At 69.9% G+C, this 21,737-nt stretch carries 20 protein-coding genes and 3 pseudogenes; 18 read left to right on the forward strand and 5 right to left on the reverse strand.

The window, feature by feature from the left end; genetic code table 11:
• Position 1: 1 nt before the first annotated feature.
• Both C3486_RS00060 and C3486_RS00065 read left to right on the forward strand, forming a co-directional pair.
• The gene (locus C3486_RS00060; RefSeq protein ID WP_258052501.1) at positions 2 to 1,162 is read left to right on the forward strand and encodes an MAB_1171c family putative transporter; all 1,161 of its coding nucleotides are present in this window, start codon (positions 2 to 4) and stop codon (positions 1,160 to 1,162) included.
• Positions 1,146 to 2,318, forward strand: coding sequence for an amidohydrolase family protein (locus tag C3486_RS00065; RefSeq protein WP_030611555.1), 1,173 nt, complete (start codon positions 1,146 to 1,148; stop codon positions 2,316 to 2,318). The genes C3486_RS00060 and C3486_RS00065 overlap by 17 nt, the downstream gene beginning before the upstream one ends.
• Before the next feature lie 105 nt (positions 2,319 to 2,423).
• Here the strand turns inward: C3486_RS00065 and C3486_RS37770 are convergent, their stop codons facing one another.
• Positions 2,424 to 2,627, reverse strand: a complete 204-nt coding sequence (locus tag C3486_RS37770) for a hypothetical protein (RefSeq protein WP_030611557.1) — start codon at positions 2,625 to 2,627, stop codon at positions 2,424 to 2,426.
• A 509-nt stretch (positions 2,628 to 3,136) separates the two neighbouring features.
• Here C3486_RS37770 and C3486_RS00075 point away from each other — a divergent pair.
• The 3 genes and pseudogenes from C3486_RS00075 to C3486_RS00085 form a co-directional block, all read left to right on the forward strand.
• The gene (locus tag C3486_RS00075; protein WP_103830415.1) at positions 3,137 to 4,441 is read left to right on the forward strand and encodes an IS701 family transposase; all 1,305 of its coding nucleotides are present in this window, start codon (positions 3,137 to 3,139) and stop codon (positions 4,439 to 4,441) included.
• An 80-nt stretch (positions 4,442 to 4,521) separates the two neighbouring features.
• Positions 4,522 to 5,411, forward strand: a pseudogene (locus tag C3486_RS00080) (IS5 family transposase).
• 123 nt (positions 5,412 to 5,534) lie between these two features.
• Positions 5,535 to 5,961: pseudogene (locus tag C3486_RS00085) on the forward strand (DUF6624 domain-containing protein); the annotation flags it as partial.
• A 108-nt stretch (positions 5,962 to 6,069) separates the two neighbouring features.
• On the opposite strand, the gene C3486_RS00090 reads toward C3486_RS00085, so the two are convergent.
• The gene (locus C3486_RS00090) at positions 6,070 to 6,753 is read right to left on the reverse strand and encodes an ANTAR domain-containing protein (RefSeq protein WP_030611563.1); all 684 of its coding nucleotides are present in this window, start codon (positions 6,751 to 6,753) and stop codon (positions 6,070 to 6,072) included.
• Positions 6,754 to 7,249: 496 nt separating this feature from the next.
• Between C3486_RS00090 and C3486_RS00095 the strand changes: the two genes are divergently transcribed.
• Positions 7,250 to 7,981, forward strand: coding sequence for a GAF and ANTAR domain-containing protein (locus tag C3486_RS00095; RefSeq protein ID WP_037771722.1), 732 nt, complete (start codon positions 7,250 to 7,252; stop codon positions 7,979 to 7,981).
• 12 nt (positions 7,982 to 7,993) lie between these two features.
• Here C3486_RS00095 and C3486_RS00100 read toward each other — a convergent pair whose 3' ends face one another.
• Complete coding sequence (locus tag C3486_RS00100) at positions 7,994 to 8,476, reverse strand: DUF5994 family protein (protein WP_030611567.1); 483 nt, start codon at positions 8,474 to 8,476, stop codon at positions 7,994 to 7,996.
• Between the two features lie 323 nt (positions 8,477 to 8,799).
• Here C3486_RS00100 and C3486_RS00105 point away from each other — a divergent pair, with 323 nt between their 5' ends.
• The 4 genes from C3486_RS00105 to C3486_RS00120 all read left to right on the forward strand — a co-directional run bounded on the left by C3486_RS00105 (position 8,800) and on the right by C3486_RS00120 (position 12,811).
• Entirely contained in the window at positions 8,800 to 9,339 is a 540-nt protein-coding gene (locus C3486_RS00105; RefSeq protein WP_030611570.1) for a DUF5994 family protein, read from the forward strand.
• 76 nt (positions 9,340 to 9,415) lie between these two features.
• Positions 9,416 to 9,787: a hypothetical protein gene (locus C3486_RS00110; protein ID WP_374936821.1), complete on the forward strand. Its 372-nt coding sequence runs from the start codon at positions 9,416 to 9,418 to the stop codon at positions 9,785 to 9,787.
• Positions 9,788 to 10,593: 806 nt separating this feature from the next.
• Entirely contained in the window at positions 10,594 to 11,622 is a 1,029-nt protein-coding gene (locus C3486_RS00115; protein WP_258052514.1) for a ferredoxin reductase, read from the forward strand.
• A 52-nt stretch (positions 11,623 to 11,674) separates the two neighbouring features.
• Positions 11,675 to 12,811, forward strand: a complete 1,137-nt coding sequence (locus C3486_RS00120; protein ID WP_078888421.1) for an acyl-CoA desaturase — start codon at positions 11,675 to 11,677, stop codon at positions 12,809 to 12,811.
• Positions 12,812 to 13,307: 496 nt separating this feature from the next.
• Here the strand turns inward: C3486_RS00120 and C3486_RS00125 are convergent.
• Together C3486_RS00125 and C3486_RS00130 are read right to left on the reverse strand one after the other, a co-directional pair.
• Positions 13,308 to 13,895: pseudogene (locus C3486_RS00125) on the reverse strand (IS5 family transposase); the annotation flags it as partial.
• Positions 13,896 to 13,947: 52 nt separating this feature from the next.
• The gene (locus tag C3486_RS00130) at positions 13,948 to 14,835 is read right to left on the reverse strand and encodes a helix-turn-helix transcriptional regulator (protein WP_030611585.1); all 888 of its coding nucleotides are present in this window, start codon (positions 14,833 to 14,835) and stop codon (positions 13,948 to 13,950) included.
• Between the two features lie 589 nt (positions 14,836 to 15,424).
• Between C3486_RS00130 and C3486_RS00135 the strand changes: the two genes are divergently transcribed.
• The 8 genes from C3486_RS00135 to C3486_RS00170 all read left to right on the forward strand — a co-directional run bounded on the left by C3486_RS00135 (position 15,425) and on the right by C3486_RS00170 (position 21,673).
• On the forward strand, positions 15,425 to 15,658 hold the full coding sequence (locus C3486_RS00135) for a hypothetical protein (RefSeq protein WP_030611588.1): 234 nt from the start codon (positions 15,425 to 15,427) through the stop codon (positions 15,656 to 15,658).
• A gap of 2 nt (positions 15,659 to 15,660) precedes the next feature.
• A complete protein-coding gene (locus tag C3486_RS00140) occupies positions 15,661 to 16,620 on the forward strand; it encodes a hypothetical protein (RefSeq protein WP_030611591.1) in 960 nt (319 codons plus the stop codon).
• On the forward strand, positions 16,620 to 17,327 hold the full coding sequence (locus C3486_RS00145) for an ATP-binding protein (RefSeq protein ID WP_030611594.1): 708 nt from the start codon (positions 16,620 to 16,622) through the stop codon (positions 17,325 to 17,327). The genes C3486_RS00140 and C3486_RS00145 overlap by 1 nt, the downstream gene beginning before the upstream one ends.
• 86 nt (positions 17,328 to 17,413) lie before the next feature.
• Positions 17,414 to 17,968 carry a WhiB family transcriptional regulator gene (locus C3486_RS00150; protein ID WP_030611596.1) on the forward strand — a complete coding sequence of 185 codons (555 nt, stop codon included), beginning with the start codon at positions 17,414 to 17,416 and terminating at the stop codon, positions 17,966 to 17,968.
• Positions 17,965 to 18,948 carry a DUF2637 domain-containing protein gene (locus C3486_RS00155; protein ID WP_103830417.1) on the forward strand — a complete coding sequence of 328 codons (984 nt, stop codon included), beginning with the start codon at positions 17,965 to 17,967 and terminating at the stop codon, positions 18,946 to 18,948. The genes C3486_RS00150 and C3486_RS00155 overlap by 4 nt, the downstream gene beginning before the upstream one ends.
• Before the next feature lie 136 nt (positions 18,949 to 19,084).
• Positions 19,085 to 19,309, forward strand: a complete 225-nt coding sequence (locus tag C3486_RS00160; protein ID WP_030611602.1) for a hypothetical protein — start codon at positions 19,085 to 19,087, stop codon at positions 19,307 to 19,309.
• Positions 19,306 to 19,935 carry a plasmid mobilization relaxosome protein MobC gene (gene mobC, locus C3486_RS37775; RefSeq protein ID WP_103830418.1) on the forward strand — a complete coding sequence of 210 codons (630 nt, stop codon included), beginning with the start codon at positions 19,306 to 19,308 and terminating at the stop codon, positions 19,933 to 19,935. Before C3486_RS00160 ends, mobC begins: the two co-directional genes overlap by 4 nt.
• Positions 19,936 to 19,939: 4 nt before the next feature.
• On the forward strand, positions 19,940 to 21,673 hold the full coding sequence (locus C3486_RS00170) for a relaxase/mobilization nuclease domain-containing protein (protein WP_103830419.1): 1,734 nt from the start codon (positions 19,940 to 19,942) through the stop codon (positions 21,671 to 21,673).
• Positions 21,674 to 21,737: the final 64 nt, after the last annotated feature.

Here is a 21,737-nt window from a genome sequence, read left to right on the forward strand (position 1 = left end):
CGTGTTTCATCTGCTGCTTCTCGTCCCGGCCGCGGCCGTCGTCTGGAAGCTCTACCAGCTTGCGCGGCACCCGAAGGATGCGCCCCTTCGCTCGGTGACGCTGTGCCTCGTGACCGCAGTGGCCTCCTACCCGTTCGCCTTGCCCAACGTTGCTTCTGAAGCATCGATGAGTGCTGACCATGGAGCAGGGAAGATCGCGCAGAACGTGCTGCTGCTGGGCACGGTGTACTTCCTTATGTGTTTCTACCTGTACTCGGCAGACGAACAGGCCGGCGGACGCCGGGCACGCAGGGAAGCGGCCGTGGTGGTGATGGTCGCAGCGCTTTTGATCGCCGACGCAGCGACCGTCCCGCACGACGTCTTCGCCGGCTCGTACAGCACCGCGGACATGACCATCCCCCAGGTCGCGTTCTTCTACGGCCTGGCAGGTGCGTATCTCATGTATGCCCTGGCGGTCGCGGGGAGATGGACCCGGCGCTGTGCTCGCCAGTCGAGCCGACCACATTCCACGGGTCTGTGGATGGCTGCTGTTGGACTGAGCGCGATGGCCGTCGCCTGCCTGGTCAGAGGCGTCATGATCCTCATTCGCTGGCGCGGGGGAATTGTGCCACAGCAGGTGACGGCCGCCGTCGCGTTCTTCCTCGCTGTAGCGATTGTGCTGTTCGTCGTCGGTATCACCTATCCCGCCGTCCGCACGCGGATTACCTCTGCGCGTTTGTGGTTCCGGCACCGTCGAGACCACCGCCGCTTGGCGCCGTTGTGGCAACTGCTGGCCGAGGCGTATCCCGACAACGTCCTGATGCCCTGCTCCAATGACCCTCGCGAGGCACGCCGTGTGCGAGGCGTACACCGGCGGTACTACCGCCGCATGGTGGAGTGCCGAGACGGACTCGTTGACGTCAGTCCTTACCTGGCTGGGGGAGAGGACGAAGATGGACTCCTCGACCTCACTCCCGAAGAGCTGGCCGACAGGCTCCGGCGAGCCGTGCAACGCGTTGAGCAGGGAGCCCCAGCGCCACGGCGCGCCATGCCGCTGGCCATCTCTGATGGAGGAGATCAGGAATCCGATGTCCGTCAGCTGATCGCCATCTCCGAGGCCCTCAGCTCATCCAGCCACCAGCCGACCAACCGAGGAGAACCAGTCGATGCTGATCACCGCTGACCGAATCCTGGTGAGCACCGGCACGTACCTGGAGGACGGCGCAGTCCTCACCGACGGCGACGAGATCATCGCGGTAGGCCCCAGAGAAGAGATCAGCCGGCAAGCAGGACCTGACGTCCGGCGTGTCGAGTTCACCGGCACGGTCATGCCCGGCCTCATCGACGCCCACGTGCATCTCATCTTCGACGGGAGCCCGGACCCCGTTGCCGCACTGCAGAACAGCGACGAGGTACTGCTCGACCAGATGCGGCATCGGGCTGAGCAGCTGCTGCGCAGTGGCGTGACGACGGCGCGTGACCTGGGGGACCGCAACGGTCTGGCCTTCCGGGTCGCTGAAGAGGTCGAGGCCGGCCGGCTGTCTGGCTCGCGCATCCTCGCGGCCGGCACCCCGGCGACGCCGCCCGGCGGACACTGCCACTTCCTTGGCGGAGAGGTCACCGGTGAAACGCAGGTCCGTGACCTGGTCCGGCGCAACGCCGAAGCCGGTGCCGCCGTCATCAAGGTCATGACGAGCGGGGGAGGGCTCACCAAGGACGGCCCGCGCAGCTGGCAGAGCCAGTTCTCTCGCGAAGAGCTGCAGGCCCTGGTCGAGGAGGCTCATGCCGCCGGGCTGCCCGTCGCCGCGCATGCGCACGGAACGGAAGCGATCACCGAAGCCGTCGACGCCGGCGTCGATACCCTCGAACACTGCACGTGGATGACCGAGGACGGATTCGACCTCCGTCGCGACGTCCTCCAGCGCATCATCGACGGGAACATCACGGTCAGCACGACCGTGAGCCCGCACTGGCGCATGCTGCCGAAGGTCTTCGGCGAGGAGCGCGCGAACCTCATGTTCGACCAGATCCGGCAGATGGCCGACGCCGGAGCCAACATGATTGTGGGCACGGACGCCGGGGTCCAGCGCACCGGCTTCGACGGCCTGCCCGGCGCGCTGACCTTCTACGCCCACCTCGGCATCCCGAACAACGCCATCCTCGACATGGCGACCCGCCGGGCTGCCGAGACGCTCGGACTCGGTGCGGTGACAGGACGAGTCGCCCCCGGCCTCCGCGCTGACCTCCTCCTCGTTGACGGTGACCCGCTCCAGGACCTCGAAGCACTGCAGCGGGTCCGGGCTGTCGTCGCCGGCGGCCGTATGCACGAACAGGAGTAGGGCTGGCCGGTGTTGCGCCAAGTGCCACTGGGGCTCGGCGGCGCCCGGCCTTCGCAGTTTTAGGGCACTGGTTGCGTGCGCTCCGTGCGGTGGCTCGTTCGCGGGTCAGGACTCGGGACGCTGCGCGGCGCGCGACGGCGGAGGCGGCACACGGGTGCGTTCGATCCTGGACCAGCCCTCGGGCGTCACGCGGTAGTACTCCCCGTCGTCGCCGTCCATCCGCGAGTGGGCGCGCACATGCACGTAGTCCTCTTCGAGCCGGTACGTGAAGCCGCCCATCATGCCGACCACCTGGAAGAAGATCTCCACGGCCGGCCCTTCCGTCAGGGGAGCCAGCGGCGGCAGCAAGTGTTCGATCTCTTCGAAGCAGCGGCCGGTGCGCTCACGTAGCAGCGCATGGAAGTGGTGCTCCAGCGCCTCCGGAGGAGAGGGTGTCGCACCAGGACCGGCTCCAGGAGCTCCAGCAGATGCGTGTGCCCCTGCTCCCGCGCGATGTCCACGGCGCGCCGTCCGTCCCGGGTGCGTTGCGTGCGCCAGGCGCCGTGCGCGACCAGTCGGGAGACGATCGCGAAGTCCGCGCCGTGCCAGGCTGCCTGATGCAACGGGGCGAAGCCGCTGCGGTTCCCGGGGCGGGGCAGGTTGACCCGCTCCGGATGCCTGCCCAACTCCTCGAACAGGCCGTTCCAGTCTGCGTTCCGGGCCGCGTCCGCGAGCCGGTCCGGGGAAGCCCCAGCCGCCGGGATCAGAACCTATGGGGCACTACTAGCAGTGCTTCGTTAGCTGTGCCGATCTTGCCTGCTTAGCGGCATGGTGGCGGTATGAGGCTCGGGGAGGTGGAACGGCTCCGGGGTGAGTTGTCCGGATTCGTTGCCGAGGTGTTCGGTTCGCTGCCGCGGCGGGATCAGCGGCGGTGGGGTGAGTGCTATCTGCGGGGCTTGATGCTCGACGGCCGGCGTAGGTCGATCCAGCCGATGGCCGAGCGGTTGCCGGATGGGAACATGCAGGCTCTGCAGCAGTTCGTGAACCAGTCGCCGTGGGAGTGGACACCGGTGCGGCGGCGGATCGCCGAGCGATTGTGCGAGGTGGTACGGCCCGAGGTGTGGGTGATCGATGATGTGTCTTTTCCCAAGTGCGGCACGGCCTCGGTGGGGGCGGCCCGGCCGTACTGCGGGGCCTTGGGCAAGCGGGCCAACTGCCAGGTCGCCGTCAGCGTGCACGCGGCCACCGACAGCGCCTCCTGCCCGCTGGAGTGGGAGCTGTTCCTGCCCCAGGAGTGGGTGGAGGATGCCCGGCGCCGCCGGTCGGCGGGGGTGCCCGGCGAGGGCGGCCACGTGACCAAGTCACAGCTGGCCTTGGGCCTGCTGGACAGGTTGGCGACCTGGCTGCCGGCCGTGCCGGTGATCGTGACTGATGCTGGTTACGGCCGCAGTGTCTCCTTCCGCCTCGCCCTGGAACGGCGCGGCTGGTCCCATGTGGTGGCGGTCGACCCAAGGAGGTCGCCCGGCCGGCCGCGGCGGAGCCGTCTTGGCCGGCCTATGGCGGGCTGGGGCCGCCGACCCTGCCGCGCTATCGCAGCCCGGCCCCTGCCCGACCTGTTAGGGGAGGCCACCACCTTCTCCGAGGTGGCCTGGCGCCAGGGCAGCAAAGGAGAGCTGACCTCAAGGTTTGCCGTGCTTCAGGTGCGTCCGTCGGGCAAGGAGGCCAGCCGCGTCGCCCAAGAGCAAGGCGGCGGCCGCAACCGCTGGGACGGGGTGCTGCCCGCGCGGACGCTGCTGGTCGAATGGCCCGAGGACGCCCCGGAACCAACCGGCTACTGGATCTCCAACCTGCCTCCCACCACCCCGATAAAGGAATTGGTGCGGTGGGCCAAGATGCGCTGGCGCATCGAGCACGACTACCGCGAGCTCAAGCACGGCCTGGGCCTGGACCACTTCGAGGGCCGCACCTGGCGTGGCTGGCACCACCACGTCACCCTGGTCACCGCCGCCCAGGCATTCCTCACCCTCCGGCGTCTTGACCCAAAAGCCCGCACACCGGCCTCACCCTCTACCAAGTCCTCGACGCCCTGCAGGACCTCCTGCGGTGCTGGGCCGGAACCTGCACCACCTGCGGACGCCCCCTGACCAAGGCCAGAACCTAACGAAGCGCTAGACGTGTCCGACGGATCATGTGACTGCCTCGGATTCGAGTCTTTTGCATGTTCATGGGGCGGGGAGATGTCACAGACAACGAATGGGAGCGGCTGCGTCCGCACCTGCCGAAGACCGCCAGCGGGACGGGCGTTGGGCGAGCCATCGCAAGGTGATCAACGGGGTCCTCTCCCGGCAGCGCACCGGGGCGCCGTGGCGGGATCTGCCCGCACGTATCGGCAAGTGGAAGACCGTGCATGAGCGACACAGACGCTGATCGGCGGACGGCACGTGGGACATACGTGGGACACGGTCTTCGCGGCCGCCCTGGCCGACGCTGACGCGGAAGGCCGTATCGACTGGCCCATGGTGAGTGTGGACTCCACCTCCCGCCGGGCCCACCAGCACGCCGGCGGCGCTCGCGGGAGACCCCCGCGGGTGCCGGGAAAGACGCACGCCCCGGCAGCACCGTCCCGACGAGGGGCTCGGGCGATACCCGGGAGGTCTCACCTGCAAGATTCATCTCGCCGGAGAGGGCGGGCGCCGTCCGCTGTCCTTGCTGATCACTCCGGGCCAGTGGGGCGATGCCCCGCAGCTCATCCCCGTCATGGAACGTATCCGCGTTGGCCGCCTCGGCGGCGGGCGTCCCCCTACCCGGCCGGATCATCTCGGCGGTGACAAGGCGTACTCCTCGCGCCGTAACCGCCGCTACCTGCACCGACGGCAGATCAAGCACACCATTCCCGAACCGGGCAACCAGCGGGCCAACCGAAAGCGTCGCGGCAGTCGCGGCGGCCGGCCCACGGGCTTCGACAAGACGATCTACAAGCGAAGGAATGTAGTTGAGCGGACGATCAACGCCCTCAAGCACTTCCGGGCCGTGGCCACGAGGTTCGACAAGCGTGCCTATGCCTTCTCGGGCACCGTGACTGTCATAGCGATCCGGCTCCGGCTTCGGGGGTAGATCCGTTATCCCCGTGCCAGGATGTGCCTGTCACCGTTCTCCGGAATGATCTTTATGCATGTTTTACGCCTTTAGGCTTGCGGGCAACGGGCACAACGCACCGATCTGATCCGGGAGTTGAAAATGACGCACGACGTTGCCGCGCTGGCCGCGGAGCTCACGGACATGGCTGCGACCGATCACCAGTCCGCAGCCCGCGCGAACAGCGACGACCCTGCCGAGCAGCTGGCCTGGCGGCGGCTGACCGCCCGGCACGGTGACCGGCTGGGCGAGATCATGGACGAATACGGCTGGCCGACGGCAGAAATGGTCGGCGAGGAAGCCGCACGCGCAGCATGGCTGATCGCCCAGCACGCCGACCGGCAGCTCGACGTTCAACGGCGCGCCCTCCACCTGATGCAGCACCCGGTGTCGGCAGGCTCGGCCAGCCAGCGCGAGCTGGCCGAGCCTGCGCGACCGCACGCTGGTCAATGAAGGCCGCAAGCAGGTCTACGGCACTCAAATCGCCGGCGTGAAGGACGGGGCACCGATTCCGTGGCCCTGTGAAGAGACGAGTACGTCGCCAAGTTCTCCCTGGCCTGAAGCGCTGTTCCAAGTCGCGTGCTGCGGATCACTGCCCGAGGCTCGCTGCCGTAGGCAATGATCCGCCGGGCGGGGCCTAGTCGGGGAGGGTCAGGCCCTCGTGGACGACCGCATGGGCGAGGTCGCTGAGATCGATGCCACGGCTGTGGGCGTGGGCGCGCAGCCGGTCGAGCGCGTGGTCGGCGGAGAGGTGGTGACGCTGGATGATCACACCGACTGCCTGGTGAACGACTGCCTGGGGCGGTGTGAAGTGGAGGAAGGGGGGATCGTCCTCGGGCGCGGAGGTACAGGCGGCTTGGAGGAGGAGTTGGGCGGCTTCCAGGTGGATGCGGGCGGTGTGCTGGTCGGCTGGTGACAGCGGGCCGGACCGGTCGCGGTACAGGGACAGGACGATGCCCGCCCGGTCTGCGAAGCGGGGGTGGGACGCGGCGGGCAGGGCGAACGCCGCATGGATTCCCCGGACCTGGGCTTCGCCGGCGAAGAGGGGCCAGAGCCGCGTGGTGCCAAGGTCGGCCAGGTCATCGGCGAGTACTGAGGCATGCTGCTGCAGGGCCTGCACGCACGGTCCCTCGCCCAGGTTGATCTGCAGGGTCTCTCCTGTGTCGGCCAGCGGGCCGTCGCAGCAGAGCGAGATCCGGCGGGCCAGCGCGGCATCCGCGGCCAGCGTCAGCCCTACGGAGCACGGAGCCTGCAGGGCCGCCCGGCACGCGGCGGCGACGGAGCCCGGCCCGTCGTGGTGGCGGGCAAGGTAGTAGGCCAACCTCGCGGCCTCCGGCCGCGGGGGCCTCACGGGAAGCTCAGAACACAGTTGTTGAGGCCGCCAGCGGCCCAGCGTGTGTCCATCGGTACGGTTCCGGTCTCCGGCACTCACCGCCGAACTGCCCGATCGGAAGCCAATGTCAGGGTAGCCGAGCAGGGCAACAGCGTCATGCGCGGGCAGCAGTGCCCAGCGTACGCCCAACTCCCCACCGCAATGGCCGTGTGGAGGCGTAGGTTCAAGGCATCCCGGACCGCGAGGCACCTCGCGGCGAGGCGGGCGCAGGCATTCGGCCAGGCTGAAAGGGCCGCGCCCGGGGCGTAGTCTGGCCGCAGGACAGCGCTGGTATTCCGGGTGGTCGCCACCCAGACCCCGTGTATGACGCTTCCGGTCCGGCCGCTGACACCGACAACCGGAGGCTGCTGTGCCCAATCCGCCGTTACCGGCAACAGGCCCGCCCGCACCGGACGGGCCCGCGCCTCCGTCCCGTGAGACGCGGGTGACCGCCGCGCTGATCGACGTGGCCGACACCCTGGTCGCCGACTTCGACCCCGCCGACTTCCTGTACCGCGTCGCCGAACACTGCATGGATCTCCTGGACATCGGCGACGCCGGGGTGATGCTGGCCGCCCCCGGCGGCCCGCTGCGCCTGGTCGCCACCACCTCCGAACAGGTCCGCCTCGTAGAACTCTTCGAACTCGACGCCCGCGAGGGCCCCTGCCTCACCGCCTACTGCGACGGCGCCGCCGTCAACCACTTGGACCTGGCAGCCTCCTCCCGCTGGCCGGACTTCAGCGCCCGCGCGCACCACGCCGGCTACCGCTCCGTGCATGCCGGCCCGATCCGGCTGAGAGCGGAGACCATCGGCGTGCTGAACCTCTTCCGCCGTGCCACCGGCCCTCTGTCCGAGGCCGACCAGCACCTCGCCCGGGCCCTGGCCGATGCCACCGCGATCTCCCTGCTCCAGCAGACCGCTCTGGACCATCACCGCACACTGAGCACACAGCTCCAAGGCGCCCTGAATACCCGCACGGTCATCGAGCAGGCGAAGGGCTATCTCTCCTCCCACCACGCCATCGATCCCGCCGCCGCTTTCCAGCGCCTGCGCGCCCACGCCCGCCATCACCGGATCCGCATCGTCGACCTGTCCCGCGACATCATCGACGGCACCATCACCCTTCCCCTCCCACCCGACGAGGAGAGCCCCCGGCGGGACGGGAGAGCACCCTGAGCCGAAGGCCCGTTACTCGGTCCCGGGGCCGGGGAGGGTGGCGACGAGGATCTGTGCGGCCGGGGTGACGTTGTCGGCGCGCACGGCGCGGGCCATCGCTTCACGGGCGGCGTCGGCGGTGGCGTCCGGAGGGACCACCAGCAGGGCGAAGTGGTCCTTGTCGCCGCGGGTGATGAGGACAGTGTCGTCGCCGACCGGGTCGGCGTCGAGGTGTACGACACGGTCGTCGATGACCAGGCGGGTCGGGAGGTTCTCCCAGGCGGATGCGTCGAGTCCCACGCGGGTGATCGGCCCTAGGTGCTCGGTCAGCACACTGATCAGCTCGGGCAGCTCCGTTTCGATGTTCCTTGTGCGCGGCCACCACGCACCGTCCAGGACTCCCTGCCGGGAGCATGTGGTCTCCAACCGCAGCAGCGCGATACCCGGTATCACCGTCTGGTGGATCGCGTCCGGCAGGAGTAGCAGAGGCGTCTGGGGAGTATCGGAGTCAGCCATGATGGATGCCGCCCGTCTATGAGGGGGACGGCCGTCACCTCGTCGCAGGGTCGGCACCGATGCAGGTGCCCGGTCGCCCGAAGTGCACGAACATGCCCTCTTCTCACGTTACTCCCGTCGCTCCGCCCCGCCGCTCGGCACAGCAAACCCGTCCTGTGACTCATCCGGAAAATACCTGGTCACATCGGTAAAAGCCCACTGAACGGGTGTACAGTCAAATTACCGGGAGTATTTCGCACACCGGCTTCCATGCGGGTGTCATTTCCGGCGACCACAAGAAGCCGGGTTGCCCCTCAGGGCCGCCCGGGGGCAGGCCGGCAGCCATGACCACCATCCTCGACCGGGCCTCGCCCCGCGACGTCGCCGTAGCGCTCCCGGCGCGCCTGTCGCTCACTCCGACGACCACGCTCGCCGGTCAGCTCGACGGGGCCTGGTGGCCCTACTCGCGCGGCCTCCAAGCCGAGCTTCCGCCGCTCGCCACCGCGCTCGACGAAGCCTGGGGCCGCATCACACGTGTCACCGTCAACCCCACCCGTTGGCCCGTCGTCCCGCGCAGGGTTCCCGTGGCCGGGCACACGCTGCACGTGGGCTGGTTCACCGAACAGCACCCCGACAAGCTGATCCTGCTCTCCTACACCATCGGCCGCTGGGACCTGCTGGTGATCCCGCCCGAGACCGAGCCCTCGGCCGCTGCCCGGTTGATGGCCGCCGCCGCGATCCCGGGCAGCGTCCTGACCGCAGGCGTGCTGCTTGCCGACGAAGCCGTCATCGGGCAGGGCATCCGGGATGCCCGACGCCGGGAAGCCACCTGGGAAAGCGAGGGCGGGGCTTGCATGTCCCCCGTCGGGATCCCGATGGGCTAGCACGCCCTGCCTCTGCCGAACCTCCCGGTCAGGCCAATGACACCAGGCGTCGAGCTCATCGCACAGACACCGGTCGGTGAGCACGAGCCTTCCGCCGGCCGGGGGAGAGGGCGAGGCGCCGCAGCGCATGCTCGCCGGCTTCTCGCCCACTCCGAAGGGAACACACACCATGAAGTACGTCGATAAGTACATCGAGACCCAGCCGATGCCGTCGGTCGGACACGCCGAGGTTCGGATCATCGCGCACACCCCCGAAGCCGCCCGCGCGGTCGCGCAGGCGCTCCGCCACTGCTTCGACGGAGCGGAACAGCGCAGCTATCCCGGCCTCGACGGTGACACCCGCCTCCATCTCACCGTGGACACGGCGACCCCCGGCGGCCCCGCCCGCCCTTGGCCGGCGACCAGCACAACCACCGCTGGCTTCGGCGCCCACTCCGACGAGGTATGAGCCAAGCGATCAGCACCGCTCCCGGTCTCGCCGCCCCCGGCTCAATTTCGCCCCGCCGAAAGCGCGACGGTGGACTGGCGCCGTCAGTGGTGAGTACTGACGCTCGGTGGTGGGGGAGCTGATCCCGTCGCATGACGAGTGCCGAAGCCGCTGCACAGGCAGGCGCGTCGCTTCCGCATCCGGTGAGCTGGGCTCGCCGCTGCATTTGACCGCGGGAGCCAAGGGCGTGCGTTCGTAAGACATGCCCCGCAAATGATTGACGGCGTGGTAGAGCCGAAGTCGCAACGAGCAGCTCATTTCGCCTCTTTGGCAAGGCAGCGCGGCCTTCTGGCGCGGGCCCTGGTTGTCGGCACATCGTTGAGCGGGCTGCCCCAGCCTTCGGCATGGGTAGGGCGTTCGGGTGCAGCGGTTCCGGTCAAAGGCTCGGACCGTGCCCCCGTCCGCGGACCAGCTGGCCCGTCAGTCGGGCGGCCCGGCCGACAGGGGCGCCGCCCGGTGTACAGCGGCCCGATCGCCGCAGCACGGCGGTCCCACGCCATGGTCCGGCTGCAGCGCGTTACGACGGATTACCGCCCTGCCGCTTTGCCTCATCCCCCCTGATCTCGTAAGAGTGGGCGACGGCCTCTGCGCGTCGTAACTGCGCGCTGCCGCAGCCCAGTGATCGAATCTCTCGTCGTCGAGGAGAGGACATCCGGAGTATGGCCCGTCTCTTGCATCGCAGTGCGCTGTCCGAGGGGGTCGTCCGCCTGGTGCTGGGAGCGGCGGGGCGGCTGACCACGCCCCTGCTCCCGGACGACTACCTGGCGATGGCCGATCCGCTGCTGTCGCGGCGGTGGCCGGCCGGGCGGGTCGAGGAGGTACGGTCGGAGACCGCGGACGCGACGACTTTGGTGATCCGTCCCGGCCACGGCTGGCGGCCCGCGCACCGGGCCGGGCAGTACGTTCCCGTGGGCGTGCGGATCGACGGGGTGCTGCACTGGCGTACTTACTCGCTCACCTCTCCGCCCGGCAGGCCCGGCGACCCGTTCACCCTCACCGTCAGGGCCCTGCCGGACGGCCACGTCTCCCGGTACCTGGCCCACCGCCTCCACCCCGGGGAGGTACTGCGTCTCGGCCCGGCCCAGGGCGACTTCCAGCTGCCCGACCCGCCTCCCCGGCGACTGTTGCTGTTCACCGCGGGGATCGGCATCACTCCGGTCATGGCCATGCTGCGCGACCTGGCCGACAACGGCCGCCTCGCGGAGGGCACCGACGTACTGCTGGTGCATTCCGCTCCCGATCCCGCCCGCACGGTCTTCGGCCCCGAACTGCGGTCGATGGCCGAGGACTTGCCGTGGTTCCGGCTGCACGAGCACCACACCCGCGCCGGCGCCCGCCCGGCCGGTCACCTCGCTCCGGAGCAACTGCCCGCCCTCTGCCCGGACTGGCGCGAGCGCGACACCTGGGCCTGCGGTCCCGTCGCGCTGCTGGAGTCCGCCGAACGGCTCTGGGGTGAGGAGGGACTCGCCGAGCGGCTGCACACCGAGCGGTTCCGCCCCGTACCACTGTTGCCGTCCGGTACCACTGACAGTGCCGCCCCGGGCGTACCCGTGCACTTCGCAGCAAGCGGCGTGGAGACGGCCGCCGGCACCGGCACGCCGCTGCTCCACGTCGGGGAGGCCGCCGGGGTGGCCATGCCGAGCGGCTGCCGCATGGGCATCTGCTACAGCTGTGTCAGCCCGCTGCTGCACGGGCGGGTCCGCGACCTGCGTACCGGCGAAGTACACGGCGAGCCCGGCGACTTGATCCAGACCTGTGTCTCGGCCGCCAGCGGCCCCGTCGCCCTCGACCTGTGAATGCCCGCACCGGCCTGAGCACCCCGCTAGCCTCACCGGAGGAGCCACCACCATGAGCACAGCCCTTTCGACCGAGCCGGTCCTGCCCGATCCGCCCGGTGCGCCATCGCGCGGTACGGACACCGAAGCCCTGGGCCGTGAGCTCGACCGTATCCGCGCCGATGTCCTCGCCCGCCGTGGCGCCGAGGACGCCCGCTACATTCACACCGTCGTGGCCGTCCACCGCCGTCTGGAGATCGCCGGGCGTGCCGCGCTGGCGGTGTCCCTGCTGCCGCCGGCCTGGCTCGCCGGTACGGCCGCCCTCAGCACCGCCAAGATCCTGGAGAACCTCGAACTAGGGCACAACATCATGCACGGCCAGTGGGACTGGATGCGTGACCCGGCGATCCACTCCACCACCTGGGAGTGGGACAACCCCACCCCGGCCTACGCCTGGAAGCACACCCACAACCACATCCACCACACCTGGACCAATGTCGTCGGCCGCGACCGCGACCTCGGCTTCACCGTCCTGCGGATGAGCAAGGACCAGCCCTGGCACCCCTTCCACCTCTTCCAGCCCGTTCTCGCGGCCCTGGGCGCGCCGCTCTTCGAGTGGATGGCCGCCCTGTACGACCTGGAAGCCGACGCCGTTCTCCAGCGCCGCAAGCCCCTGCGCGCCTTCCTCCGCGACACCGCCAACACCGTACGAAAAGGCGCCCGCCAGGCCGCCAAGGACTACCTGCTCTTCCCCCTGCTCGCCGGCCCCTCCGCCGTGCCCTGCCTGCTCGGCAACCTCACCGCCAACACCGTGCGCAGCCTGTGGGCCCACACCGTCATCTTCTGCGGCCATTTCCCCGACGGCGTCCGCTCCTTCACCGAGGAAGAGATCGAGAACGAGACCCGGGGGCAGTGGTACCTGCGACAGGTCCTCGGCTCGGCCAACATCGAGGGCGGCACCGTCTTCCACGTCCTCACCGGCAACCTCAGCCACCAGATCGAACACCATCTCTTCCCGGACCTGCCCAGCAACCGCTACGCCGAAATCGCCCCCCGCGTCCGCGAAGTCCTCACCGCCCACGGCATCCCGTACACCACCGGCCCCCTCCTCAAGCAGTACGCCTCCACCTGGGCCCGCATCTGCCGCATGGCCCTGCCGAATCTCCACCGGGCAACACAGAGTCGGCCGCAAGGCGAAAAGGCTGCCTGAGGGGCCCAAAAGCTCTCTGGAGTGTTGGGTGACCCGCTCGTTTTGCGTCACCCAGCGAGGGTGAGGCCGCACAGGCGGGCGAGCCGAGCATGCCGTGTTGGATGCCTCGCCGAAGGGACGGACACTCCGCGCTGGAGATGGGCGGGGCGCTGTGGTTCTTCTGGCTCGCCTGTGGTTACTTGGGGGAAGGCCGCCACTACCTCGACCGGGCCCTGCAGCGGTGCCCGGCATCGGGTCCGGTCCGCAGCAAAGGGATATGGACCAGCGGCGTGATCGCCATGGGGCAGGGCGACTCCGACACCGTCGCGCGGATGGCACAGGAGTTCCGGGCCGACGCCGAGGCGGCAGCCGACCCGGCCTCGCTGATCGCCGCCGCCCACCTCGAAGGCACGCACCTGCTGCTGTGTGGGAAACCCGCGCAGGCTGCCACGGTCTTCGATGCGGTGCCGTACACCCAGGAGCACGGCGGTGCGTACACCGGGGCGCGCTTCCTGGCATGGATGGTACGCACGTACGTCCACCCGCCAGCAGGTCTCGGCACGCGCAGCCGCCCCAGAACGGAGATCATCTGCGGGCTGTCGCCCCACTGCCCCGGGGTAGTCAGCAGGGCAAGCGGGCGTCGGCCACCCTCACTGGCCAGGTGGATCTTCATCGTCAGGCAGCCCCGGGAGCGTCCCAGGGCCTCATCCGGGCGGTGCCATGCGGGACGGGTTCGCTTGCCCGGGACCCGCGGCGCACGTTTCCGGGCGCCGGCGGCATGCTGGTGAGCCCGGCAGACGGTCGAGTCCACGCCGACCATGGACCAGTCGATCCCTCCCTCGGCATCCGTGGCAGCCTGAAGGGCCCGCAGAAATGTCTCCCAGGTACCGTCCGCCGACCAACTGCGATGACGGTCATACACCGTCTGCCACTTGCCGAACCGGGTCGGCAAGTCTCGCCACGGAACCCCCGTACGCAGCCGGAACAGAACCCCGTTGATCACCTCGCGGTGGCACTACTTCCACCGTCCACCCCGCCCGGTATTCCTCGGCAGGTGCGGCTCTAGACGAGCCCACTCCGCATCCGATAAGTCACCCCGGCCCACACTGCTGAGAACGATCCAGGATGCAGGCTGTCACCGACTCGCCAGACACGCCCTAGCGAGAGCCGGAGTCTCTCTGCTCCAGCTCATCCACCAGGTCATTGACGATCGACATCACGTCGGCCGGCAAGCCCTGAGCGCCGCCGCGGGCGCGTACGCGGCCCACCGCACCCCGCCGTGAGGCTGACAGCAGCCGCAATCCCTCGTAGACCTGTCGTGCCACCGCGTCGTCGGGCTGGAAGTACATTGGCGAGACGCCGAAGAAGGCGGCGAGCCCTTCCAGGACGAGCGGGGCGGCGTTCGTCTGCTCACCGGTTCGGAGGGTGCGCACGTCCTCTGCCGAGGCGACGTGGGCTTCGGCGTGCGCGTTCACCGCTTCGGCGATCTCGGCGTCCGAGGGCGGCTTCTGCTGGCCGGGGAACGAGCGCTCCAAAAGGAACGTGATCTTTTCTGCGAGGGAGCCGGGCGGTCCGCCGGCCGCGGTCTTGTCTTCTCCCGCAGCCTCCTCCTCGGCGTCTTGTGCCTTGGCGATCGACCGCTCCTGCGCGCGCAGCAGTTCTTCCTCGCTCACCCCGTAAGCGGCAGCGAGCGGCACGACGTACCGGTCCTTGAGGCGCCGCTCCCCGCGTTCGGCACCCCGGACGGGCCCAGCGCTCTTGGTTCCGAGAATCGCGCTCGTCTCTTTCTGGTACAGCCCTGCATCGCAGCGCAGGTCGGCCAGGTCCGGCAGCCCGGCGCGCGGAAAGAGATCGTCCAGGTCCCGTCCGAGCACTCTGGCCAGCGCGGGGAGCTTCTCCGGGTCCGGCGAGGTCGGGCTGTCCGCTTCCCAGCCGGCCACGGAGGACGTGGCCACGCCGACGCCAGCTGCGACGTCGCCTTGCGACAGCTCCGCAGCGCGGCGCACCGCACGCAGGCGGCCTCTGTCGAAGTGGCGGGCAGGCATCGGACCTCGTTTTTCACTGAACCGAAGGAATGTCGGCGCGTTGACTTTGTTGCTCTATCGGAATAGGTTCAGCCTAGCGAAAAACGGAGTGGTCTGCACCCCGGGCTTCGTGTTGGTCGCGCCCGTCCTGTGGACTTCACGGGGTGGGTGCACGCCGTTACTCCTGCTGTTGCCGTTGGCGGGCGCGTGGAGCGATCCGGCGCCACGCGGTCTCGACCGAGGCAGTGCAGCCGGGAGGGGCTGTGCCCTGTTGCCGCAGGTGTCTGGCTCTGCGCACCCTGCGTCGATCGCCCGGGAATGTGTCGGGTTGGCGTCGGTGTGGGGCAACCCCCTCTAGCGGCTGGAGCGTTGACCGACCTGCGCATATGTTGCTGGTCCCTCGGCGAGAGCCGCCGAGGCAACGTCCGCGAGGAGCGCGACAACCACACCGAGCGTGCCGGAGGGAAACGCGCCCGGCGCCCGGAAGTAGCAGCTTCCGAGCGCCGGGACGCCACCCCCGAAGGGGCGCGGATTCATAACTGGGGCGGGTCGGCTGACCTTTTCGACGAGAGCGGCCGTCCCTCCCCACCTACGAGCGAGGAATTATCGCATGCCCGACAACGCCCGGGGAGGGGCGTCCGCGGCCCTGCCCGCCGATGCACCCTGCGCCGGCATCCGCCAGCAGCATCTCGCCGAGCTGCTCGCCGACATGGCGCGCGGCACTTACACAGTGATGCGCGCCTTTTCACGACTGGACGGGGGCGAGCCGCACTACCTGAAGCCGGCCGCGGGGGAGATGAGGCCCGCGGTTGAGCAGCACGCTGTCGCTGCAAGGGGGCGCTGAGCATGGCGAGGATCCGTACGTTGAAGCCCGAGGCTTTTGCCTCGGAGTCGCTCGCCGAGGTGAGCGTCCACGCGGAGCGGACGTTCTTCGGACTGCTGACCCAGGCCGACGACCGAGGCCGCTTCCGGGACCAGCCCGCCGTCATCGCCGGGCTCCTGTGGTCCCTGCGCCCCGAGCACGGCCCGGTCGACGTCGAGGACGACCTGACCCAACTCGCCGCCGCTGGACTGATCTGCCGTTACGAAGGCCCCGATGCCAAGCGGTACCTGCACATCGTCACCTTCGCCCAGCACCAGCGGATCAACCGGCCCAGCGGCATCCGCCACCCCGGTTGCCCGGTCCACGACTCCGAGGACCCCGCCGCGCCGGATGCGACGCAGACTCCGGGAGCCCTCCGTGAGTCCTCACCGAAGGCTCATGGAGGACTCAGTGAGGGTTCAGTGAGTCCTCATGGAGCAGACCGTGAGCCTTCCGCGGACCGCGAAACCGCAGGTCAGGAGACACTCACTGAGTACTCAGTGAGTCCTCACGGAGGAAGCAGTGAGCCCTCCGTGAGCCCTCATGGTCCGGATCTAGGACCTAGGAACGTGGATCTAGGATCTTCCCCTTCGGGGGCCGCAAGCGCCCCCGCACCCGGCTCCGCCTCCACCCAGCAGCTCATCGGCGAGTACGCCGCCTCCTGCGCCCACCGCCCACCGCAGGGTGTGCTCGGGCACCTGGGGCGCGAGGTCTCCAAGCTGCTGAAGGAGGGCATCGCGCCCGAGCACATCCGCGCCGGGCTGGCCCGCCACCGGGCGAAGGGTCTGCATCCGAGCACCCTGGCGAGTCTGGTGCACGAGGCGATGAACGCCACCGCTCAGCCCGGGAGCTTTGTGCGGCCGGAATCCGGGCCTACCGTGCGCGGTCACCGGGCCTGGGCCAACCCCGCCGACCCTGCCGCCGCCTACGCCGAGGAGCTGTGATGCGCGACCACGACGCCCAGCCCGTCGGCGGTCTCGCCCGCCGTCTGACCGGCATCCTCAAGGCCCGGGGCATCGACCCGAGGACACCGGTTGCCGACGAGGCCGAGCCCAGCCCCGCCCTGGAGGCGGCCCAGGCACGCATCCCGGCCCGCTACCAGGACGCCGTCGCCGACCACCCGGCCGTCACCGCCTGGGTGGACGAAGTCGCCGCCGCCGGACGCCGCGGCCCGGACGGAGCTCCGGGCATCGCCCAGGGGCGATCGCTGCTGATCGTCGGCACCACCGGCACCGGCAAGACCCACCAGGCGTACGGCGCCGTCCGGTCGCTGCTGGCCGCCGGTGTCCGCCTGCGGTGGAAAGCGACCACCGCCGCCGACCTGTACGCCGAGCTGCGGCCGCGGCCCGCCCACGACGGCGAACGCGAACTGCAGGACCTGGCCCGCTGCCCGCTGCTGATCATCGACGACCTCGGTGCCGCCAAGGCGAGTGAGTGGACCGAGGAGATCACGATGCGGCTGATCGACCGCCGCTACACGCAGATGCTTCCGACCCTGGTGACCACCAACCTCGGCATGGCCGACCTCCGCGCCCACATTGGCGACCGCGTCGCCTCCCGGCTGACCGAGATGACCGACAAGGTCATCCTCGACGGCCCGGACCGCAGAAGGGCCATCGCGGCCGAGCGCCGCCGCCTCACCGCCGCCTGACCGGCACCCCCGCACCTTCCTTCACGTACCACCCCGGGGCCGACGCCTGCCCGAATGCACCCCGGGGCCGTTCGGAGACCACACTCATGCACCACTCTCAGCCCGCCGAGCCGCGCACTCTCGGCGACTACACCTGGCACGACCACGCCGCCTGCCTGTCCACCCCGGCCAACCCGGTCGACCCGGAGATCTTCTTCCCTGAGCCGGATGAGATGGACCGCATCCGCGCGGCCAAGGCCCTGTGCGAGCAGTGCCCGGTCCGCCAGACCTGCCTGGACGCCGCCTTGGAGGACGGCGACCGCGAAGGCATCCGCGGCGGAATGACCGAGGAGGAACGCGACCTTCTGCACCGCAACCTGCCCCACCGCCTGGACTACGCCCGCGTCAATGCCACCCTGGCCGGACGCGACATCCACCTGACCGATGCCGAACGGCGCGCGGTCACCCGCGCCGCCTACCAGGCCGGCATTCCGGCCGAGCGGCTCGCTTGGCTGCTGAAGGTCACCGAGGAGCACGCCGAGAAGCTCTACCGACAGGTCCGCCGCGAGATCCGCAACCGCTCGGTCAACCGCAAGAACAAGGCTGACCTGTCTCTGGCCACTGCCCAGGCCGACCACGACGACCTCGGGGCGGCCGCATGACGCACACCGACGCCGCGCCGGTACGTATCACCGGCTGGGACCGGGCTGCCATTGTCACCCTGGGCGGGGCCGGCTGCGCGCTGTCCTACGACGCGCTGCAGCAGATGGCCGTCGCCATCCACATCCGTGGCCTGCTGACGTACCTCTTCCCCTTCGTCATCGACGGCTTTATCGGCTACGGAGTGCGCGCGGTGCTGGTCATGCGCAGCGCCTCCCTCGGCGCCCGCTGCTATGTCTGGGCGCTGTTCGGCACCGCGACGGCGGCCAGCATCTGGGCCAACGCCCTGCACGCCGTCCGCCTCAACGACCACCCCAATGGTGGCGGTCTCCGGCTCGGTGACGTCACGGTCGGTGTGCTGTCCACCCTCGCGCCGCTGGCCCTGGCTGGCGCTGTCCACCTGTACATCCTCATCGCCCGCCGCGCCGGACAGCCCGGACACAAGGAGACGGCACTCGCAAGGGAGACCGCGAGTGTCCGGACGGAGCGTGGCACAGCTGTCCCGGACAGTCGGTCGGGTCGGGGTGTCCCGGACAGTCAACCCCCTGTCCGGCCGGTCACCGGTCAGCAGCCCTCCACGCTGTCCGCCGGGGCCTCCGCCCGGCCCATGGGCATCCGTCCGGACGTCCTGGACGAAGAACCGGTCACCGCAGAATCCGAGCCGGTCAACGCTTCCAAGGGCGCTCCGGAGCAGGGGCGTCGGAACGCTGCCCCCAGTGGAGAGCCCGGCACCAGATCCGGGCACACCGCTCCCACCGATGTGCCTGCCTCGGAGAGCACCAGCCCAGCCGCAGCCGCCGAAGCGGACGACCTGCTGCGGATCGCCCGCCGCGCGGTCGCCGACACCGGAAAGCTGACCCGCAAGGTGGTCGCCGACGCCGTCCGCGGACAGCAGATCCCGCTGTCCAATGACCGGCTGACCGAGCTGATGCAGCAGCTCCGCGCCGAGGCGGACAACCGGACGCTCCGGTCCACCGGCTGACCGCGCGAAGTCATTCGGCGGACACCTCGCCCGGTCACTCCGGACACCGCTCAACCGGTCGCCGAGAGCAGGGTGTCCGCCGCGGCCCGGTCACTCCGCCCACCCCGACGTTCCTGTCCTCCGCAGAGGAGACCCTGTGCGCACTACGCCGCCCACTACCGACGAGATCGACGCATGGATCGTTGTCCTGAGCGCCCACGGCCATCTGCACCACGCCGAGCCCGGCCCCGATGGGGCCTGGACGGTCCGGCGCACACCGTCGAGTAGGCCACGCACGCTGCACCACCCCGTCCTCGCCCTCGACTACATCGCCGAGGTCCTGCGCGAGGCCCGCGTCGAAGCCGGAGACAACGCCCGATGACGACCCCGAACGCCTCGGACACCCCACGCGAGGGGCACCCGTCCGACCACCTGGAACGAGGCCGAGCAAGCTATACCTTGCGAAACTCCCTCACCGGCGGGGCCGGCGAGGGAGTTTCGCAAGGGCATGCCACTGCCTCAGGGGAGGCAGGGGAGGCCCGGCACCAGGGGGCGCCGGAGCTGGAGGCTGCGACCGAGGGCGGGTCGCAGCCGGAGGAGGGGAAGACGCCGCACGCCGTCGTCGAAACGCGTATGCGTCCGCGCCTGCGCCAGTCCCAGCAGCGCGACCGCGTACGCAGCGTCCGCCTGACCGCCGACGAACTCGCCGATGTCCAACGGGCCGCTTCCACGATGGGGCTGCGGGTGGCCGGGTTTCTCGCCGACGCCGCGGTGGCCGTTGCCCGCGCCCAGGAAGGGCCCACCAGCTGGCTCATGACGCAGCGGACCGTCGTCGAGGAGCTGATGAAGGCTTCCGCTCATCTGGCCCGGGTCGGCAACAACCTCAACCAGGTCGCCCGCGTGCTCAACAGCGGCGGCGACGCTGCGTATGCCGAAGACGCTGTCGCCCGCGTGCGGCGGGCAGCAGCTCGCGTCGAGACGGCTGCCACCGAGATCGCGAAGCGCTGAAGCCGTGGTGCCCGACATCTCCCTCGGCGGCCGTACCTACGGCCTGCTCGCCTACCTCTATGGTCCCGGCGGTCGAGACGAACACCTCGACCCTCACCTGGTGGCCGCTTGGCAACCCGAGCTGGCCCCCGACCCCGGCCGGGACCCGGAGGCCACACTCAAGCAGCTGCAGGAACGGCTCGATCTGCCAGTGCAGGCGGTACCGGAGCATCACCGCCCGAAGCGGCACGTGTGGCACTGTCCGGTCCGCACCGCCCCCGGCGACCGGCACCTGACCGACGCCGAATGGGCCGAGGTGGCTCGCCGAGTCGTGCACGCAACCGGCATCGCCGAAGAAGGCGACGAGCAAGCCTGCCGCTGGATCGCCGTACGCCACGCGGAGGATCACATCCACATCGTCGCCACGCTTAAACGCCAGGACGGCCGCGCCCCACGCCGGCACGACGACTTCAACCGCGCCCAGGCCGAATGCCGAGCCATCGAAACTGACTTCGGCCTCCGCCAACTCAACGCTGGCGACGGCACCGCGGCGAAGCGTCCCACCAGCGCCGAGCGCGCCAAGGCCGACCGAGCAGGCCGCTCCGCCACTTCCCGGGAACTGCTGCGCGACCACATCCGCCAGGCTGTGGCCGGCGCCGCGAACGAAACCGAGTTCTTCCGCCGCCTCACCGAGGCCGGAGTACGCGTCGACCAACGCCTCGCGCCTTCCGGCGACGTCCTCGGATACAAGGTCGCCCTCCCCGGCGACCGCAACCGCGACGGCGAGCCCATCTGGTTCGCGGGCTCTCGTCTGGCCCCCGATCTCTCCCTGCCGAAGATCCGCGACCGCTTCACCGACGAGGGGGGAGCGAACGAGTTGCCGGCCGAGCCCCGCTCACGTACACATCACGGGGCACCGGCACGCGCACGACGCGCTGCTGCCGACCTCTTCGACGATGCGGCCCCCGGCCTCGACGAAGGCAATGAAGCCGAGGTGGCTGCGCAACTGTCCGGCTTGGGGGAAGTGCTCGACGCCCTCGCTCAGACCGCCCCTGCCTCGACCCGGCAGCAGACCATCGAGGCCGCCCGGGCCTTCGAACGGGCCACCCGATGGCACACCCGCGCCGAACGTGCGGACCACCGCGCCCTGCGCTCGGCCGCTCGTGGAATCGTCCGAGCCGGCAACGCCCTTGGCCGCGGTGAAGACGGCGGCGCTACCGCCATGCTCCTGTCCACCCTCCTTCTGGCCACCATCGCCGCCGCCCGCTGGCACGCCGCCCGGCAGCACGCTCAGCAAGCAGCCGGTGCCCGCCAGGCCGCCCAGCACCTGCGCGCCGCCTACCGAATGACCGCGAGCACACCAATGCGCGCCATGCGCGACCACGGGCGCCGCCTCCCCGCCTCAGATCGACACCGCCACCAGGGCACCGTCGAAGCAGTCCTTCCCGAGCAGGCCGACGAACTGCACTCTGAACACGGCTTCGACGCCCTCCTGGCCACCCTCGACCAGGTTCAGCACGCCGGGCACAACCCAGAAGCTCTTCTGCAGCGTGCGGTTGCCCACCGCGAACTGGACACCGCCGATCACGTCACGGACGTCCTGGTCTGGCGCCTGCGCCGGCTCGGCAACCTTCCCGCGCACCCACCTCGCGCACGCCCCACCACCAAGACCGCGAAGCAGCAGCCGCGAACCTCCCGCCCGCAGACCGCCACACCACACCGGACTCCGGCCTCACCCCAGCACCGACCTCGGCGCTGAACCAGCAGGGCAATGCACTGGACGCCGCAGGCATCACCTGTTACGGCTGATCAAAGGAACACTA

Source organism: Streptomyces sp. Ru73 (genome assembly GCF_002920575.1).
Lineage (GTDB): Bacteria > Actinomycetota > Actinomycetes > Streptomycetales > Streptomycetaceae > Streptomyces.

Bases quoted from the DNA above. Each gene is read 5' to 3' on its own strand.
- C3486_RS00155 (WP_103830417.1), top strand. From the start codon at position 17,965: ATGACGCACACCGACGCCGCGCCGGTACGTATCACCGGCTGGGACCGG.
- C3486_RS00120 (WP_078888421.1), top strand. From the start codon at position 11,675: ATGAGCACAGCCCTTTCGACCGAGCCGGTCCTGCCCGATCCGCCCGGT.
- C3486_RS00140 (WP_030611591.1), top strand. From the start codon at position 15,661: ATGGCGAGGATCCGTACGTTGAAGCCCGAGGCTTTTGCCTCGGAGTCG.
- C3486_RS00105 (WP_030611570.1), top strand. From the start codon at position 8,800: ATGACCACCATCCTCGACCGGGCCTCGCCCCGCGACGTCGCCGTAGCG.
- C3486_RS00075 (WP_103830415.1), top strand. From the start codon at position 3,137: ATGAGGCTCGGGGAGGTGGAACGGCTCCGGGGTGAGTTGTCCGGATTC.
- mobC (WP_103830418.1), top strand. From the start codon at position 19,306: ATGACGACCCCGAACGCCTCGGACACCCCACGCGAGGGGCACCCGTCC.
- C3486_RS00150 (WP_030611596.1), top strand. From the start codon at position 17,414: ATGCACCACTCTCAGCCCGCCGAGCCGCGCACTCTCGGCGACTACACC.
- C3486_RS00135 (WP_030611588.1), top strand. From the start codon at position 15,425: ATGCCCGACAACGCCCGGGGAGGGGCGTCCGCGGCCCTGCCCGCCGAT.
- C3486_RS00115 (WP_258052514.1), top strand. From the start codon at position 10,594: ATGGCCGATCCGCTGCTGTCGCGGCGGTGGCCGGCCGGGCGGGTCGAG.
- C3486_RS00100 (WP_030611567.1), bottom strand. From the start codon at position 8,476: ATGGCTGACTCCGATACTCCCCAGACGCCTCTGCTACTCCTGCCGGAC.
- C3486_RS00145 (WP_030611594.1), top strand. From the start codon at position 16,620: ATGCGCGACCACGACGCCCAGCCCGTCGGCGGTCTCGCCCGCCGTCTG.
- C3486_RS00065 (WP_030611555.1), top strand. From the start codon at position 1,146: ATGCTGATCACCGCTGACCGAATCCTGGTGAGCACCGGCACGTACCTG.
- C3486_RS00130 (WP_030611585.1), bottom strand. From the start codon at position 14,835: ATGCCTGCCCGCCACTTCGACAGAGGCCGCCTGCGTGCGGTGCGCCGC.